Origin of the sequence: Akkermansia sp. JRP_AM1, assembly GCF_049262625.1 — a bacterium.
Classification (GTDB): Bacteria; Verrucomicrobiota; Verrucomicrobiia; order Verrucomicrobiales; family Akkermansiaceae; genus Akkermansia; species Akkermansia massiliensis.
This window is the reverse complement of sequence record NZ_CP118234.1, coordinates 1385241-1402539: the sequence shown is the minus strand read 5'-3', so window position 1 is coordinate 1402539 and position 17299 is coordinate 1385241. Positions and strand designations below refer to the sequence as shown.

Genomic DNA, 17299 nt, shown 5'->3' with positions numbered 1-17299 from the left:
AACGTATTCCCCAGCATTGGCAATACTTTTTTAGGTCACGGAAGCATGGAAGCAAACCCCAGGGAACCGGATAAACAATTCCTCCCACAGTCTGGAGTAATCATTCTACGGAAAGACTGCCCGTCTTATTTAATTTGATGAAAGCGCGAGCATCTCCAGGAAAAGATGGACGGCCGCTTTATCCTCTCTCCGCTAGTCCGCCTCACGCTCTATTATTTCCCCTTCATCCCGGTTGTCGGGCTCATAGCAGGTAACATCTTCGTTTAACATGGAATAGTAACTATATGGCTCTTCCTTTTCCAAAGGCCCTTCCCTTGCTTTTTGAAAATGCTTCAATTCCCTGCCATGCTCATCAAAATAGCTGATTTGCTGGAATCCATGTTCCGGATAGGAAAAACGGATAATAGCACACTTCATTAAATGATCGGAACTTAACTCTCCGTTTTCGTCGTAATAGCGGATTTCCTTCACGGCGCGGCCTCCTCCCAAATCACTCCCAGGTTCATAATGGTCTGCACAACGCCGGGCCCACCCCTGGAGGCCACGAGTCAACCGGCCAAACTTGTCCGTATATTCCGCTTCAGCTACATCATAAGGGTCCAGATAATACTTTGCTTGAAGCAAATCTTCAGGAAGAAGTAACCGCAATTGATCGATATCGTTCCAATCACCAAATCTTTCTTTTAAATAAAAGGTTTTTCTTGTGGAAGCCGTCAATTCCGCTTCCCATCCTTGATGAACTTCCAGGCAGGCAACGCCCGCCTCCACGGCAGGCGTTGCCTTGTACTGATGGTAACGGATCATTCGTCCTTTCGGAAAAATAGCCGGACGTTCCACATCCACAGGCTCCTGGCTTACGACATTTCTTGAATCATCTCCTTTTCCAAAAAAGGATTCCCTGAAAATGAAAGGACCATTGAGAATCCCTGCCCCTTCCTGGCAAATAACCTCTCCCCGGTGATAACCATTTGCACAAAGGGCATCTTCTCCCCGTACACCATAAAAAGTGACGCACCTGCGTCCCCTATTCTCTTCCACCACACGCATGTGATAGCCCTGATCGTCAAGGTCACAGATTTTCCCATCCGCGGTGAAATAGGTGTAAATGCACAACGCATATTCCTGAATGTCCGTCCATTCCCGGTCGTTCGTTTCATCATAATCCTTTTTGGGGTAGAATCCGGACAGGAGATTCAAAACCCCTCCCTGCTTCCGGTTTGTTCCGCGGGGCGCGTCGATCCATTCTTCACAATTAAGAATCAGTTTCCATTGCAGATATTGATGATCATTGAATTCGATCAACTTTTGTTCAATCCATCTTCCATTGACGGGAGGATACTTCCGGTCGGAATAGCCGGGGTTGAGGGGCTCCCATAAATCCATCACAGGATGCCCAACCGGGTCAATCATTCGCCTCGCCCCTTCCGAAAAAGTTATCCCGCCTGAAACTGCTATTAAAAAAATGTATAAAGAACACCTCATAACATGATCCATATCATTACCCTGAATGATGTATCCTAATATGATGTGAAGGATATATCAATTATTTCAATAAACCGAACCCTCTTTATTTGATCTTTTAGAACCATTTTCGGAAAATGTCACGACCATCCGGACGTGGAGCATAACCACTTTTGCCGGCCCCTTCTCCGCCTTTTCCTGACACAGTCCATCAGAGGGAGGACAGGATGGCATTTCCACTTGTTGAAAGAACCCCCGTAATCATTTTTACACGGAAAAAAGGATTCCGCCACACGCCCGGCATGTTCCGGCTTGATTAGAAATCCATTCAAAAAATATTCAAGATAATAATAAACATTAAAAGTATCCGCGATATTCTGTCCCGCATTTTCCCGGGAAAACCTCTATTCCGTCATGGAACGGGACCGAAGTTCAACGCCGTCTGTGTTATCATTGACTAAGAAAGGGAGGCGGGCTTAGATATGCTCCTCTTCCTTTTCTCTGTCTTATGGAACAAGCAGCGCACCAAGAAAAATCACATGCGGCCTTTTCCTCCGTCCTGTGGTCCGCCTTTTTGACGGGCATCAAGCTCTGGGCCGGTATCGTGACGGGCAGCTTGGGCATCATTTCCGAGGCCCTGCACAGCGGCCTGGACCTGATGGCTGCGGCCATGACTTTTTACGCCGTGAAGGTGGCCGCCCGTCCTGCCGACGAGAGCCACCCCTACGGGCATGAGAAGGTGGAGAATCTTTCCGCGCTTGCGGAAACTGCCCTGCTCCTGATTACCTGCGCATGGATTGTATGGGAGGCTGTGGACCGGCTGTTTTACAATGAGGCGGAGATCACCCTCACCTGGTGGGCCTTCGCCGTGGTGGCCGTTTCCCTGCTGGTGGACGTGAACCGCTCCGCCATGCTCCGCCGGGTGGCCAAGAAGCACAAGAGCCAGGCGCTGGAAGCGGACGCCCTTCATTTTACCACGGATATCTGGTCTTCCGCCGTCGTGCTGCTGGGCCTTTTCTGCGTATGGCTGGCGCACCTGGTTCCCGCAGATTCCGTCTGGCACGGCTTGCTGGAGAAGGCGGACGCCATCGCAGCCCTGTTTGTGGCGGCCCTGGTTTGTTCCGTGGCCTTCGGCCTTGCCAAACGTTCCATTCACGCCCTGATGGACGGCGGTTCTTCCGCCCTGACGCAGCAGGTTCTAACCGCCATGAAGAAGAACGCCCCGGATTACCCGGTCAAGCGCATCCGTCTGCGCGACGGCGGCGCCCGCATTTTTGTGGAGCTGGACGTGGAAGCGCCCGCGGAGTTGCACGTGGACGACGCCCATGATGTGGCGGAGTCCATCGAAGGCATTGTCAAGTACGAGCTGCCGGAAGCGGACGTGATCGTCCATATCGAACCGGCCCGTGAGAATTTTTCCAACATGGAGCCGGACACGGTCGTCCACCGGCTGGCCCTGCGCCACCATGTCCGCATCCACGGGTTCTATGCAGGCAGCGGCAAACATGCTCCCTGTTATTTCATGGATGTGGAGATTCCCGCGGACTGGCCTCTGGAGCGCGGCTACCATGTGGTGAAGGCGTTCCGGGATTCCGTCCAGCATGCGCTCAAGCCGGAGAAGGTGATCTGCCGCATTGAGCCGGACTGCCGCGATATGAAGGCGAACGCCATTCCGGAGCACGTTCCGCCGGAGGAAGTCCGCCTGAAGGTGAACCTTATCCTCCAGCAGCACAGGAATATCTGCAAGGTTCTCAAGCTGGACCTGGCACGGGAGGACAATTTCCCCACCCTGACTTGCGTATGCTCCGCGGATGCATCCCTGACCATCCGGGAATGCCACCAGATCGCCTCCCAACTGGAAGACCAGATAGAAAATGCCCTGCACCACCTGGGCCGCGTTACCGTCATTCTGAAACCGGCCAAATAAAACAGCATTTTATTTCCACGCAACGTTCATTTCCTCCCCATCATGAAACAAAACAAGTACGACGATAACGTCTTTTTTCAGAAATACAGTCAAATGGACCGTTCCGTAAAGGGGCTGGAAGGGGCCGGAGAATGGAAAACACTGGAACGGCTGCTGCCGGATTTCCATGACAAGCACGTTCTGGACCTGGGATGCGGATTCGGCTGGCACTGCCGGTATGCGGCAGAGCACGGGGCGGCCTCCGTGCTGGGCGTGGACATTTCCGCAAAGATGATCGCCAAAGCCAGGTCCATGGGAAACGAAGGCATTATCGAGTACCGCTGCATGCCCATGGAGGATATCCTGCTTCCCGAGGCTTCCTTCGACATTGTCCTCAGCTCCCTGGCCTTCCATTACACGCCGGATTTCCAGGCAGTCTGCCGGAATGTCTCCCGCTGGCTCAAGCCGGAAGGCGCCTTTATTTTCTCCGTGGAGCATCCCGTTTTCACCGCCCAGGGAACGCAGGACTGGCATTACGATGAATCCGGCCAGATCATGCACTGGCCCGTGGACGGCTATTTCATGGAAGGACCGCGGCAGGCCGTTTTCCTGGGGAGGAAGTGACCAAGTATCACAGGACGCTTACTTCCTATCTCGGCGCTCTGGCCGCCGGCGGATTTGAGGTTACCGCCATGGAGGAACCGAAGCCGTCCCGTGAACTTCTGGATTCCGTCCCCGGCATGCAGGAAGAGCTGCGCCGCCCCATGATGCTGATTATCTCCGCCCGCAAGAAGTAGCGCCCCCGGTCATCAGTGCCCCGCGGCGGAAGCTCCGGGCACTTCCCTGTCCAGTTCCGCACGGATGCGCTGGCGTTCGGAAACGATCTGTTCGTCGTCCGCGCCGCCTTCCCGCAGGAAGTATTCCGCCATGGACAGAGCCACTTCCGATTCCGAGGAGAAGACCTGGGAGGCGCCGGCTTCCTTAAGCACGTCCACGTCCCTCATGTACTTGGTGTGGATCATCACGTCAATGTGGGGGTTGAGCTCCAGAGCCACCCCCACGATTTCCTTGGCATCCGGAATGGAGGCGGAGAGAATCAGGCTTTCCGCATATTCAATGCCCGCATGGCGCAGGATTTCACGCTGGCTGGCATCCCCGTAAACGATGTCTCCGCCCTGTTCACGTATGGCGGTGACCGTGTCTATGTTCATCTCCACGATGATGACTTCCACCCCGTTGTCATTCAATATTCTTTTAAGAATGCGCCCCGTAGGGCCAAACCCCACCAGCACCACGCGCCGCGCGTCCGGCGACGGGAGCGCCAGGCTGTTCACTCCGCCCAGATCCGTAAGGCCGATGCCGCGCTTTTGCAGCCACTTGACCACAGGGCCAATCTGGCGGTACAGGATGGGATTCAGGGAAATGGAGACGACGGCCGCCAGAATGATGGCCTGGTTGGCGTCCGGCGGCAGAATGTTGTACATGAGCCCCATCCCGGCTAGGATGAAGGAGAATTCACCCACCTGCGCCAGGGCTACGGATACGCTCAGCGCCAGCGGCAGCGGACGCCGCAGGCACCGCACCACCGCATAGGCCGCCAGCGGCTTGCCGATCATTACCACCCCCAGCGTCGCCAGGGCCAGCGGCCAGCAATCCCCCACGGACATCGGGTCAAACATCATCCCCACGGAAACAAAGAAGAGCACGGCAAAGGCATCCCGCATCAGCATGGCCTCCGCCGCCGCGCGAGCGCAAAAGTCCGACTGCCCCACAACCATCCCCGCCAGGAACGCTCCCAGCACCATGGAAGCGCCGAAGAATTTCGCGGAGCACACCGCTACGCCCAGAGCAATGACCAGCACCGCCAGCGTAAACAGGTCCCGCGCTCCCGTCCGCGCCACGTAGCGCAGCACCAGCGGAATGATTTTTTTTCCGGCAAACAGCGTCAGGGCCACCAGCAGGGACAGCTTGACGAACATCCAGCCCAGTTCGTAGAGAATGCCGCTCCAGTCCCCGGCACCGCTCTGGCGCGCCTCCATCACGGCGGGGATGAGCACCAGCAGCAGAATGGTGAACAGGTCCTCCACCACCAGCCACCCCAGGGCCACATGGCCGCTCGGCGTATGGAGGTTCTGGTTGTCTTCCAGGACTCGTGTAAGCACTACGGTGCTCGCCACGGAGATCGCCATGCCGAACACCAGCCCGGAAATCGTGGACCATCCGAACATCCAGCCCACCAGTACCCCCAGCACCGTAGCCACGGATATCTGCACCACGGCTCCCGGCACCGCGACCCTCTGCACGGCAATCAAATCCTTCAAATGAAAATGGAGCCCCACGCCGAACATCAGCAGAATAACGCCCAGCTCCGCGAACTGCTCCACCGTGTGGGAATCCGCCACAAATCCCGGCGAATACGGCCCTACCACTACCCCGGCCAGCAGGTACCCGACCAGCGGAGACAAATGCAGTTTTCTGGCAATAAGGCCGAAAAGGAGAGCGGCGGTCAATCCGCCGACAAAAGTGAAGATGAGGCTGAAATCGTGATCCATACGCGCGTGACAAGTCTAAGAGGGTATCTTTGACCACCAGGTCGTTCCTACGCTATCGCGTTTGATTTCCCCTCACAAGAACGCATTGCGCCGCACTGGAATGCAGTCGCATTTTTCTTGCCGGGGGGAATCTGCGGCAGGAAAAACGGGGCCTGGCAGGATTCTATCATATTTTTATTTTTATTAAAAACTCCGTTTTTATTGTATTTTCAATCGTTTCTAATTGACTTTACGCATACGGGATTCCTATAAAGCGTGTTGATGAAACTCACCCTATCTATCCTATCCTGTCTGACGGGCCTCTCTACCCTGGCCCCCATGGGCTGGGCAGCCACCCATGAAATCACTACCAAGAACTTCCACATCACGCTCCTCGGCAACGGGGACGGTCCGGCGGACTGGATGGGGACCCGTGACTGGAGTGACGACCAGATAGCCGCCGTCACCACCACCCTCAATATCTGGGACGATACCTTCCGCAACACCGCTTCCCGGAAGATTGAAGCGACCATTTCCTGGGGGGCCCTTGAAGAAGGCGTCCTGGCAGGTTCTTTCTCCAATTACGTCGAATACGACGGGGAAAACTACAATGCGGCCACTTCCACGGAAGTCATCTGGAAAGAAGGGGAAGACGTCGTGATGGAGGAAGGGGAAATGGATTTCAGGCTCCAATTCAATCCCGTCTACGGTTTCAGCACAGGCAATACCACGCCCCAGAACGCCACAGACTTCATCAGCGTCCTTCTGCATGAAATCGGGCATAACGTCGGCTTCAACTCGCTGAATGATACAGGAACATACGGAGAATACTACACGATTTGGGATTCCCTGATCACGGATGCCCAGGGCAACCATCCGGGAGATGCGGGCTTCAATTACCAGACCGGCGTTTCCTACACGATTGGTTCCGGAGGCCTCACTGTTTACAATCCCTTTGTTTTCGCTCCCGGTTCCAGCATGTCCCACGTGGACGCTGCAAGCGACCCGAACGCCCTGATGCAATATTCCATCGGGGAGGGCATCCAGAGGAGAAACCCCAGCGACCAGGAAAAAGCCCTCCTTGCGGAGATGGGCTGGGTGCTCAAGGATGACCCCACCTATTATGCGTCCGTGGACGGCGCTTCCATCACGGACCAGATTGACCTGAATTTCTTCACTTCCGTTCTCGTCAACCGGAACATGACCATTGATCCGGGTGAAGGCGCTACTATCGTCCTGCCCTCCCTCAGAGGAGACAAGGCGGAATACAACGTCACCATCACTGCGGGGAAAGCGCTGACCGTCAATCTCTCCAACACCGCCATGGACTCCATCTGCGCCGGAGAGGTCATCGGCAATGACGCCAATTTCATCAAGACGGGGGCTAAAAACCTGGTGCTGGGCGGCGGCTTTTCCACCAGCGGAGCTCTGGACGTACAGCAGGGGGACTGGTGCTTTCCGGCGCTTCCAACACCATCGGGGAGCTGAAGATGAACGGAGGAACCTTCGGCGTGTCCCAGCTTGCCAGGGAGGAAGCCACAGCCAAGGTCGGAAAGCTGACCGGCACCCGGGGCTCCATCAATCTTCTCCATTCCACCCTTACTCTGACCGGAACGGACAATACCATTTCCAGCGGCCTCAAACTGGTAGGCTCCGGCACCGTCGCCCTGGCGGAAGGAAAGTCGCTTGCCTTTGACGGCAGCAACACCATTGGAGACGCCATCTACATTGACGGTACCCGGAACGGTACCCTGCACATCACCCAGGGAACGCTGGCCTTCACCAACCAGGCCCGGATGGAAATAGCTACGCTGGCCCTGGATTCCGCCGCTTCCACCCTGAACGCGGGAGCCACCCGGAACATTGTCATTCATTCCATCACGGGAGACGGTGTTCTGGCCGCCCAGGGCGGCCAAATCACCCTGGATACGGCCAATCCCCTCACGTGGAACGGAACTCTCCAGGGCACGGGCACGCTCAGCAAGAAAGGAGCCGGCGCCCTGACGCTGGGAAGCGCCGGAAACGCGGGGTTCCATCTGGATTCCACCAGCGGAGCCATCATCCTCGCTTCCGAATCCTCCGCCTACGGAGCCATGATGCTGAACGGAGGCGGCATTTCCATCTTCCATGCGTCCTCCACCACCCGTTTCTCCGGGCAGGAAGGCGCTCTAACACTGAATGACGCCACCCTGGAGATGAGCGGAACGGCCAATGTCCTGACGGAAAACGCCTCCATCACCGGCACCGGCATCCTGCGGCTGAACGCGGATTCCATGCTGGCCATCCGCAACGGCAACAAGCTGGACACGGACATCACTATTGCCGGCTCCGGCCTGCTGGCCGTCCAGGAAGGAACCTTCACCCTGTCCGGAAATGCCAGGTTTGACGGAGCGGCGGTCGCCGTGGGTCCGGAATCCGCTGCCGCCGCGCTGGACCTGGGCTCCACACGCAATTCCATGGTGGGCGGCCTGCTGGGGAAAGGCTCCGTGATCTTCAACAACGGGGAACTCGCCCTCCATGCGGAAAAATCCTCCGTTTTTTCCGGCTCCTTCCAGGGGAACGGCACAATCAACAAGGCGGGGAAAGCGGCATGGACCTACACCGGCGCGGGGTCAGACACCCTGAACCTCAACATTACGGAAGGGGAAGTGGCCCTGATCCGTGATTCAGCCAATCCCATTCTGCTCCATTCCCTGACGGTTGATGCCACCGGGACGCTTACGCTCGCCATGGCCTCCGCCGGAGCCGCCCATAATACCACGCTTCTCCTTAACGGAACAAGCCAGTTCATGAACGGTTCCACCATCACGCTCGTGATTAATCCCCTGCTGGCGCAGACCAATACTCCCTTCATTTCCACGGAAGACGGAGCCACGCTGACCATTCAGGGAGACCGCAACGGGACCACCCTCAATATTGAATCCAACGTCGCCGCGCCGGAAAGGATGCTGGAACTGGTTCTCTTTGAAGGGAACATGGTGGGCAGCTACCTCAATATCAACGCTTACGGCGCGCTGGGCACCTATTATTCCGAGCTGCATGCGGAAAACCGGGACGGCCAAATCGTGCTGACAGGAACCCGCAAGGCGGACAACGCCCTGCTCGCCACGGCTGATACCTCCAATTCCGCCGCCGGGGCCGTCCTGCTCTGGAACTGCGGGGAGATCAAGGACGGAACGGAGCTGAGCTCCCTGAACCGCGCCGTTTCCAACGCCTGGAACGACGGAGATTACGCGAGGGCCAACCGCCTTCTGAGCGCCTCCGCCGGAACGGCCATTCCCGGCATCCTGGCCGCGCAAAGGTCCGGCCTGCGGAGGGAAATGACCTTCATCCGCAACCGCGCGGAAACCATGGGCCTCAATCCCGACTACATTCAGGGAGACCTTCCCCAGGTGAACGGCTGGATTGAAGCCAACGGGGGCAGGGATTCCCTGGACGGTTCCAATGAAGGCAACGGTTTCACCCTTAACTCCTGGGGAGGCACCGCCGGGCTGGACGTCAACTGCTCGGAGAATTTCACTTTGGGCGCGGCCTTCTCCGCCAACTATGGGGATTACTCCTCTGACGGGGCTGATTCCGCCTCCGGCGACCTGGACACCTACTACGTGAGCCTCTTCGGCCACTACCGCCACAGGAAATGGGGCCACTCCCTCATTCTCTCCGGAGGCTGGTCAGATGCGGATATTACCCGCAGCGTACGCCATGAACTGGGAAGCTACCAGGCCAGCTTCAGCACCACCGGCATGAGTTTCGGAGCCATGTATGAGCTCACTTATGACCTGGTTCTCAACAAACGCCGGACGGCCATCCTTCAGCCGGTCGCCAATGTCAGCGTCATGCACTCCTCCGTGGACGGCTTCAATGAAGCCGGCGCAGGCGGAGCGGGACTCCGCGTGGATGACATGGATATTACCACCGGAAGCGTGGCCGCCGGTCTGCGCCTGAAAGGCGTTCTGGGTTCCAACCTGACCGGGCGTGATATCACGGGAGAATTCCGCGTTCTGGTTTCTCAGGACTTCGGGGAGGACAAGGCACAGGCCAACGTGGCCTACCTGGCCAATCCGGGCCTTGTCCAGACCATCAGGGGAGCCAAGCTCGGCCGCACCGGCGTCCAGCTGGGCGCAGGCCTCAGCATTCCCTGCTCCGACTACGGCGCCGTTTATGTGGACGGCAATGCGGATCTCCGCTCCGGAGACACCTCCATCGGCGGAGCCCTCGGCTACCGTTACAACTTCTGATCCGGCTCAGGCCTGATTTGACAAGCGCCATGCCTGCATGTCCGGGCATGGCGTTTTCATTATCCGCGGCATCCACATCTCAAGCCGTCGTGCACGGGCTTACCACCTCCCAGGCTGTTTTTCCGGACGCAGGTGTTTCTCGTACGCCTTTGCGCCAGGCGGTTACCGTGTTACCGCCCCATCCGCAGGAATTCCTCTCTTTTTCCCCGGATTATTTTGATAAACATTGATAATGATTGTTATTTTATTTGAATTTCATGGTAACATAATTTATATTTATTAAAAATAACCTCTTCCCAAATTCATGGCTGAAAATTCAACATTCGAGGAACAGTGGACCCTTCTCAGGAAGGAAACGGGAATGGAAGACGCTCCCCTCCGGCAAAAGCTGGAACACTTCATTTTCCGGCAATATGGCCGGGTGGTTTTGGTGCATTACGTAAAAGCCTTGTCGGCCCTGGAACTCAGCCATCATTTCTACCTGCGGTTCCGCAGGCGGAGCCGTTCCGTGGCGGAACCTATTCTTTACTGGACCGTCCTTGCGGAAACAACCATCAACATGACGCTTGAAGGAGTAAAGGATGTCCAGCCGTCCATCACTCCTCCTGCACGTGCCGGTGTTGTCTCCCAGCTCGACATGTTAAAAGACTGCTACCTCCTTTATTTGAGGGACCGGCAGCATCCCTGCTGGCCTCCGGCATCCCGCAGAAGCCGCATCATTCGGGACAAATGGAATGCGCCGGAGCTGGAAGCCTCCTATTTTCCCCGGCTGTGCCTGAAAAACACGGACTGCCACTATGCCAACGTCATGAACATACTGCTGGGGGAAACGCTGCACTTCCTGACTGCCCTCCAGCAAATCAGGGACCACGGAAAAACCCTGCTGGAGCTTAAAAAAGAGCAGCACCCGGACGCTTCCCCGGACGGCGCTCCGTCTTCATCCCCTCGCAGCCCGGAACAACTTCCGTGCGGCAAGCGTTGAAGGCAGCCTGCGCTTCTTCCGCCAGAGGGAAGGAAAGGCCGCCGGAACCCTACAGAATCAGCATGCAATCCCCGTAGGAAAAAAACCTGTACCGTTCCCGGATGGCTTCCAGGTAGGCTTTCATGACCAGCTCCTTGCCGGCAAAGGCGCTGACAAGCATGAGCAGCGTGCTCTGGGGCAGGTGGAAATTCGTAATCAGGGCATCCACCACCTTGTACTTGTAGGGTGGATAAATAAAAATGTTCGTTGACCCGGAGCACTCCCTTAACGGCAGTCCTTCCGCGGTAGCCACATGCTCCAGCACGCGAACGCTGGTGGTGCCCACGGCAATCACCCTCCCGGCCTCATTAATCGCCCTCGCGGTGGCTTCAGGCAGGAAAAAATGTTCCGTGTGCATCTGGTGGTCTTCAATCCTGTCCGCCTTCACGGGACGAAACGTTCCCACGCCCACGTGCAGCGTCAGAAAATCATGGGGAACGGCCGCCAGCAGCTCCGGCGTAAAATGCAGCCCGGCCGTGGGAGCGGCAATCGCCCCTTCATGCCTGGCGTAAACAGTCTGGTAGCGCTCCTTGTCGGACGGGTCGCTCTCCCGGTTCATGTAATGGGGAAGCGCCAGGCGGCCGTACTTTTCCTCATCCACCTCCCGGTCAAACCGGATGAGGCGGTAGCCTTCCCCGTCAATGCCTTCCACGGTGCCCACCGCATCACCGATGGAGACCGTACGCCCCAGCTTCATCTTGCGCCCGGGGCGCACCATGCACTTCCACAGCAGGGGGTTGAGCACCTCTGCACGCACCACTTCAATGGCGCCGTCATTGGAAAAATACCTTGCGGGAACCACCCTGGTATCATTCAGGATGAAATGGTCCCCTTCCCGCACATATTCCGGCAGGTCGCAAAAATGCCTGTGCTCAATCAGGCCGGTATCCCGGTGGATGACCATCATCCGGGAGGCGGCGCGGTCCGGGAGGGGGCGGTCCGCTATCAACTCTTCCGGCAGCGGATAATCAAAATCAATGGTGCGCACGGCCAAGTGCATTGCCACGAATCCGCCGAAAGGTCAATACCTTTAAACCATAGGTAACACAATTATATCTTTACCCTGCTTCGGTTAATATGGTATGGAAGGATACATGAACAATTTGCTGTTAGCAAACATCTCCAACGCCACCGCCTGGGGGACCATCCTGGTGATCGTCCTCGTCATCTTCCTGGTCATCTTCTTCGCCATCATCGCCAAATTCTTCAAGACATGGTTGCGCGCGCGCCTCGCGAAAGCCCCTGTCTCCATGAGCAACATGCTGGGAATGTGGCTCCGCAAAGTGCCCTACCCCCTGGTAGTGGACACCCGCATCACGGCGGCCAAGGCCGGACTGGACATCAGCACGGATGAACTGGAAGCCCACTTCCTGGCCGGCGGCGACATCGTGGACTGCGTCCTCGCCCTGATTGCTGCGGAAAAAGCCGGCATCCCGCTGAGCTATGACCGTGCCTGCGCCATTGACCTGGCCGTGAAAGGCACGTCCAAGACCGTGCTGGAAGCCGTGCGAACCTCCATCAACCCCCGCGTCATCGACTGCCCGAACCCCAGCTCCGGCCAGACGCGCCTGACGGCGGTGGCCCGTGACGGCATTGCCGTGGCAGTGCGTGCCCGCGTGACGGTGCGCACCAACCTGGACCTTTTCGTAGGCGGCGCCACGGAAGAAACGGTGGTCGCCCGCGTCGGGGAAGGCATCGTCTCCGCCGTAGGCTCCGCGCCCTCCTACAAGGATGTTCTGGAAAAACCGGAGGTAATCTCCCGCACCGTGAGCGACAAGGGCGTGGACGCCGCCACGGCGTTTGAAGTGCTTTCCATTGACATTGCAGACGTGGACGTGGCCGGCAACGTGGGCGCGCGCCTCCAGGCCGAACAGGCGGAAGCGGACAAGCAGATTGCCCAGGCCAAGGCGGAAGTCCGCCGCGCCGCCGCCGTAGCCACGGAACAGGAAATGGCCGCCAAAACGCAGGAAATGCGCGCCAAGGTGGTGGAAGCGGAAGCCCAGATTCCCATGGCCATGGCGGAAGCCTTCCGCAACGGCAACCTGGGAGTGCTGGATTATGCCCGCTACCAGAACGTAGTGGCCGATACCAAGATGAGGGATTCCATTGCCAAGCCGGATGCTTCCCCCTCTTCCATTAAATAAATTCTCAGGCCACCGGAGAGACCGGATTTTCTCTCCGGTGGCCCTTCCTCCTTTATGGATTCACTGGCATACATGCTCGCCTCCGGCGGCGATGACGACAGCCTGAAGCTCTGGTTCTGGCTGATCGTGGGGGCGATCTTTCTCATCAAGAAAGTAATTGAGTTTTTGAAACCAAAAGAAAAAGATGAGGAAACGCCCGTCCTGGACACGGAAGACCATCATGAAAAACGCGTGAAGGAAGTCATTGCGGAAATGCGCCGGACCAATCCGCAGCCGCGGCAGCCACAGCCGGCACGGCCACAGGCTCCGGCGCGCGCTCCGCGCCCCTCCGCCCCACCCGTGGAGCTTCCCACTCCCGCCGTGGCCCGCAAGCGCCGTCCTGAACCGGAACCCAAGCCGGAGTGGACGGCGGAAACCGCCCAGCAAACCGCCCAGAACGTGCTGGAACGCTACGTAAAGGCCACGGAAGAAGCCCGGCAGTCCATGCGTTCCCTGTCTGACGCGGAACAGGCCGCCCTGCATCGTTTGCAGGAAAGGGAAATGAAGGAAAGCCGGCCTGAACCGCTTCCCACGGTCGCCGCGTCCGAACCTCTTTCCCTGAAAAACTCCCTGCGCCGTTCCCAATCCTTGAAAACGGCCATTCTTTATCAGGAAATCCTGGGCAAGCCCAGAGCGCTCCGGGGCATTTCCTTCAGCGGGGAATAATAGAGGGGAGGAGGGGGTTTCTCCCTCCGTCCATTCAAAAACCGGTTTTTCCTGGATTTGAAGGAAAGTTTTCAGAATATTTTTTATCGGGAAGGTTGTATGAAGGCCGGGAAACCGGACAAGTCCGGCTGGATGGAAAGCTCATCTTGAAGCCCGCAGGGCGGGTAAATCTGGAAGATGGATGAATCAACCTTTCATTCCCAGTCGGAGGCGCTCGTCCATGCCGCGGCAACTCCTGCCTTTTTCTTCATTCCCCCTTGCCTGGAAAGGAAAGGGGAGGTACCCTTCACCCGCAATGACAGATTCACCTTTGCAGATAGCCGGACGCCAATTCACCTCCCGCCTGATGGTGGGAACGGGAAAGTTTTCTTCCAATGAGAGCATGAAAGAAGCTCTGGAAGCTTCCGGCTCCCAAATTGTGACGGTGGCTCTGCGCCGGGCGGACCTGACGGGCTCCCATGACCCCGCCGCCAATATTCTGGATTTCATCAACCCTGAAAAATACCTTATTCTCCCGAACACCAGCGGAGCGACAACGGCGGAAGAAGCCGTGCGACTGGCGCGACTGGCGGCGGCAGCCGGACTCCCCAACTGGATCAAGCTGGAAATCCATCCGGACGCCCAGTATTTGATGCCGGACCCCATTGAAACGCTGAAAGCGGCGGAAATCCTGGTCAGGGAAGGCTTCACGGTGCTTCCCTACATCAATGCGGACCCCGTGCTGGCCAAACGCCTCCAGGAAGCCGGAGCGGCAGCCGTCATGCCTCTGGGCGCTCCCATAGGCACCAACAAGGGCGTGCTGACCAGGGAGCTGATCAACATCATCATTGAACAGGCCGTCGTGCCCGTAGTGGTGGACGCCGGGCTGGGAGCCCCCAGCCATGCGGCGGAAGCCCTGGAGATGGGGGCGGACGCCGTGCTCGTCAATACGGCCATCGCCGCCGCCGGAGACCCCGCCTCCATGGCGGAAGCGTTCGCGCTGGCCTGCCGCGCCGGGCGCATGGCCCATCTGGCCGGCCTTCCCGCCGTTTCCGTCCGGGCTGCCGCCACCAGCCCCCTCACTTCCTTCCTGCATTAAAAGTGCAACGGGAGGGAAAGCGTTTCTTTCCTAACCCCCACAGCCTAGGAAGCCTTGGAAGCCCCCTTCGCCAGCTTTTTGCGAATGAAAAATTCCAGAATGAAACAGGCGGCCACAAACAGGAGGATCAGCGGAATCAGATAAGGCTGGCTGAAGAACATCTGGTAGAAAAAGGCTCCCAGAATAAACAGCATCAGCAGGAACCCGAGGATGATCAGCAGCGCGTTCCCCTGCGTCTCTTTCCGGAGCCGCCAATGGGCAACGAACACCGCCAGGTAGCTGATCAGGAAACAGGCCCCCGCCAGATTGGCGATGGCTACCAGGTTAAAGGCATTCGTCATCACCAGAATGCCCAGCAGAAGATAGAAAAAGCCTTCCGTGCCGCTGCCCCAGAAAGGCTGCTTGAAGATGGCTCCCAGCTGGCCGTTGCGCGCCAGTGCCCGGGAAATGTCCAGCATGCTGAACATGGTGGCGTTAATGGCTGACGCCGTGGCAATGAGCGCCGCCACGGATACGGCCATGAAGCCCCACACGCCCAGCACGGGATAGGCGGCCTGCGCCACGGCGGTTTCCGTGTGGCTTTCCAGGGAAGTGGCGGGAACGTTGGTCAGCACTACGTAGGAAAGCACCAGGTACAGAACCAGCACGATGCCGATAGCCAGGAAAATGGCCTTGGGCAATGTTTTGGAAGGATTTTTCAGATTGCCCGCCGTATTGGCCATCATGCCGTAGCCGGCAAACGCGAAAAACGTCAGTCCCACGCTCCCCAGCAGCCCGTCCAGTCCTTTCACCGGAATGGGGTCCGCGCCCACTGGCACGGAAGAACCGAAGCTGGCAAGCATCAGAACCGTCAGAATAAGCAGCTTGAACGCCACCATCACCACCTCCGACTTCCCTACGGCCTTGGCTCCTCCCATGTTCAATGCTCCCAGCAGCAGAATGGCCACGCTGGCGAAAAGGGCGGTGGAATAGATGTTGGTTAATTCGTCCGGCAAAAACAGGCGGGACGCATAGGCCCCGAAGGACTTGGCGACCAGGGCCACGGTAATGACCAGCGTTCCCAGGTAAATCAGCGTCAGCGCGCCGGAGAGGGTCTTATGGGAAAAAGCCTCGTTGAAATAATCCATGATTCCTCCGGAACCGGGATAACGGGAACCCAGCTTGGCGTAGGTATAACCGGAAAGCAGGGCCGCGACGCCTCCCAGCAGGAAGGACCAGTACACGTTTTTGCCCGCCATCAGGGTCGCCTGACCCATGAGGGCGAAAATTCCCGCTCCTACCATGGAACCTATTCCCAATGCAATCACGCTCCACAGGGATAAATATTCTTTTGGAGCCTTCCCGTGCATAAGGGAATTAGAGAGCTTACAGGGACGGAACGTTGACCTTTCCATACGAGATGACACGTCCTGCCGGTCCGGAACGCCCCGCAGCGTCATCATGACTATTCAGGCACGGCTTTCCCCTTGAACCGTCCGCAGGCGGCATGTAGGGTACGGCTGATGATCAAAACCGCCATTTTTGATTTTGACGGAACGCTTGCGGATACCATACCCCTGTGCCGGGAAGCCTTCCGCCGCGCCGTCCGGGAACTGGACGGCAGAACGTTGACGGATGAGGAAATCGAACGCCAGTTCGGGCCGGACGACCTGGGCGTCATCCAAAGACTGCTTCCCGGAAAGCCGGAACTGCACGAAAAAGGCAGGGAACTGTTCCTCCGCTATTACCATGAGCTGCATCCGGAACTGGCGCCCACTCCCTTCCCCGGGGCGGCCGGACTGCTGCACGCCCTGCGCAGCCGCGGCATCCGTCTGGCCATGGTCACCGGCAAACGCCTGGAAAGCGCGGAGATTTCCCTTCAATTTTTCCATCTGGCCGAGTTCTTCCCCATTCTGGAAACAGGCTCCCCTGAGGGCGGCGTGAAGCCGGACCGCATCAGGCGGGCGCTGGACCGCCTGGACTCTTCCGCCGGGGAAGCCATCTACATCGGGGATTCCCCCACGGACGTGGACGCATGCCGCGCCGTTCCCATCCGCATTCTTGCCGCAGGATGGGCCGCGGAGGCGGATGTAAAGGGGCTCGAAGAACGGAAGCCTGACTACCTCCTGACCCGCTTTGAAGACCTGGACCGCTTTTTCCGGGAACATGATGGGAATGAGGGCCTTTAATATTGCAATCCCGCAGGAAATCGGACACCATTACTCACCCCGTTAAC

General features: G+C 57.7%; 12 protein-coding genes and 1 pseudogene. 9 read left to right on the top strand and 4 right to left on the bottom strand.

From position 1 onward, the window contains the following. Positions 1-192 precede the first annotated feature (192 nt). Positions 193-1410 (bottom strand): hypothetical protein, encoded by a 1218-nt coding sequence (locus tag PVA48_RS06640; RefSeq protein WP_102727951.1) that lies wholly within the window; start codon positions 1408-1410, stop codon positions 193-195. Between the two features lie 559 nt (positions 1411-1969). On the opposite strand from PVA48_RS06640, the gene PVA48_RS06635 reads away from it, so the two are divergent. Both PVA48_RS06635 and PVA48_RS06630 read left to right on the top strand, forming a co-directional pair. Beyond that, positions 1970-3388, top strand: coding sequence for a cation diffusion facilitator family transporter (locus PVA48_RS06635; protein WP_022396349.1), 1419 nt, complete (start codon positions 1970-1972; stop codon positions 3386-3388). A 42-nt stretch (positions 3389-3430) separates the two neighbouring features. Next, positions 3431-4164: pseudogene (locus tag PVA48_RS06630) on the top strand (class I SAM-dependent methyltransferase). A 12-nt stretch (positions 4165-4176) separates the two neighbouring features. Here PVA48_RS06630 and PVA48_RS06625 read toward each other — a convergent pair. Beyond that, the gene (locus PVA48_RS06625; protein WP_022396351.1) at positions 4177-5919 is read right to left on the bottom strand and encodes a cation:proton antiporter; all 1743 of its coding nucleotides are present in this window, start codon (positions 5917-5919) and stop codon (positions 4177-4179) included. Between the two features lie 261 nt (positions 5920-6180). Between PVA48_RS06625 and PVA48_RS06620 the strand changes: the two genes are divergently transcribed. The 3 genes from PVA48_RS06620 (at position 6181) to PVA48_RS06610 (ending at position 11118) form a co-directional block, all read left to right on the top strand. Continuing rightward, positions 6181-7386 carry a hypothetical protein gene (locus tag PVA48_RS06620; protein WP_146021062.1) on the top strand — a complete coding sequence of 402 codons (1206 nt, stop codon included), beginning with the start codon at positions 6181-6183 and terminating at the stop codon, positions 7384-7386. Further along, positions 7350-10136, top strand: coding sequence for an autotransporter outer membrane beta-barrel domain-containing protein (locus tag PVA48_RS06615; protein ID WP_102727949.1), 2787 nt, complete (start codon positions 7350-7352; stop codon positions 10134-10136). Before PVA48_RS06620 ends, PVA48_RS06615 begins: the two co-directional genes overlap by 37 nt. A 304-nt stretch (positions 10137-10440) precedes the next feature. Then, positions 10441-11118, top strand: coding sequence for a hypothetical protein (locus PVA48_RS06610; protein ID WP_102727948.1), 678 nt, complete (start codon positions 10441-10443; stop codon positions 11116-11118). Between the two features lie 49 nt (positions 11119-11167). Here the strand turns inward: PVA48_RS06610 and queA are convergent, their stop codons facing one another. Beyond that, positions 11168-12157 (bottom strand): tRNA preQ1(34) S-adenosylmethionine ribosyltransferase-isomerase QueA, encoded by a 990-nt coding sequence (queA, locus tag PVA48_RS06605; protein ID WP_102727321.1) that lies wholly within the window; start codon positions 12155-12157, stop codon positions 11168-11170. Positions 12158-12251: 94 nt separating this feature from the next. Between queA and floA the strand changes: the two genes are divergently transcribed. The 3 genes from floA (at position 12252) to PVA48_RS06590 (ending at position 15084) form a co-directional block, all read left to right on the top strand. Beyond that, a complete protein-coding gene (gene floA, locus PVA48_RS06600; protein WP_102721569.1) occupies positions 12252-13301 on the top strand; it encodes a flotillin-like protein FloA in 1050 nt (349 codons plus the stop codon). 54 nt (positions 13302-13355) lie between these two features. After that, the gene (locus PVA48_RS06595) at positions 13356-14006 is read left to right on the top strand and encodes a hypothetical protein (RefSeq protein WP_102721570.1); all 651 of its coding nucleotides are present in this window, start codon (positions 13356-13358) and stop codon (positions 14004-14006) included. Between the two features lie 295 nt (positions 14007-14301). Next, positions 14302-15084, top strand: coding sequence for a thiazole synthase (locus PVA48_RS06590; RefSeq protein ID WP_102727947.1), 783 nt, complete (start codon positions 14302-14304; stop codon positions 15082-15084). Between the two features lie 44 nt (positions 15085-15128). Here PVA48_RS06590 and PVA48_RS06585 read toward each other — a convergent pair whose 3' ends face one another. Next, the gene (locus PVA48_RS06585) at positions 15129-16433 is read right to left on the bottom strand and encodes an APC family permease (RefSeq protein WP_257228327.1); all 1305 of its coding nucleotides are present in this window, start codon (positions 16431-16433) and stop codon (positions 15129-15131) included. A gap of 153 nt (positions 16434-16586) precedes the next feature. Here PVA48_RS06585 and PVA48_RS06580 point away from each other — a divergent pair, with 153 nt between their 5' ends. Continuing rightward, the gene (locus PVA48_RS06580; RefSeq protein WP_102727945.1) at positions 16587-17252 is read left to right on the top strand and encodes an HAD family hydrolase; all 666 of its coding nucleotides are present in this window, start codon (positions 16587-16589) and stop codon (positions 17250-17252) included. The last annotated feature ends 47 nt before the right edge of the window (positions 17253-17299 follow it).

What these genes read in the sequence shown, in the direction of transcription:
- floA (WP_102721569.1), top strand. Translation starts at nt 12,252, where the DNA reads ATGAACAATTTGCTGTTAGCAAACATCTCCAACGCCACCGCCTGGGGG.
- queA (WP_102727321.1), bottom strand. Translation starts at nt 12,157, where the DNA reads ATGCACTTGGCCGTGCGCACCATTGATTTTGATTATCCGCTGCCGGAA.
- PVA48_RS06640 (WP_102727951.1), bottom strand. Translation starts at nt 1,410, where the DNA reads ATGATTGACCCGGTTGGGCATCCTGTGATGGATTTATGGGAGCCCCTC.
- PVA48_RS06610 (WP_102727948.1), top strand. Translation starts at nt 10,441, where the DNA reads ATGGCTGAAAATTCAACATTCGAGGAACAGTGGACCCTTCTCAGGAAG.
- PVA48_RS06635 (WP_022396349.1), top strand. Translation starts at nt 1,970, where the DNA reads ATGGAACAAGCAGCGCACCAAGAAAAATCACATGCGGCCTTTTCCTCC.
- PVA48_RS06625 (WP_022396351.1), bottom strand. Translation starts at nt 5,919, where the DNA reads ATGGATCACGATTTCAGCCTCATCTTCACTTTTGTCGGCGGATTGACC.
- PVA48_RS06620 (WP_146021062.1), top strand. Translation starts at nt 6,181, where the DNA reads ATGAAACTCACCCTATCTATCCTATCCTGTCTGACGGGCCTCTCTACC.
- PVA48_RS06580 (WP_102727945.1), top strand. Translation starts at nt 16,587, where the DNA reads ATGATCAAAACCGCCATTTTTGATTTTGACGGAACGCTTGCGGATACC.
- PVA48_RS06590 (WP_102727947.1), top strand. Translation starts at nt 14,302, where the DNA reads ATGACAGATTCACCTTTGCAGATAGCCGGACGCCAATTCACCTCCCGC.
- PVA48_RS06595 (WP_102721570.1), top strand. Translation starts at nt 13,356, where the DNA reads ATGGATTCACTGGCATACATGCTCGCCTCCGGCGGCGATGACGACAGC.
- PVA48_RS06585 (WP_257228327.1), bottom strand. Translation starts at nt 16,433, where the DNA reads ATGCACGGGAAGGCTCCAAAAGAATATTTATCCCTGTGGAGCGTGATT.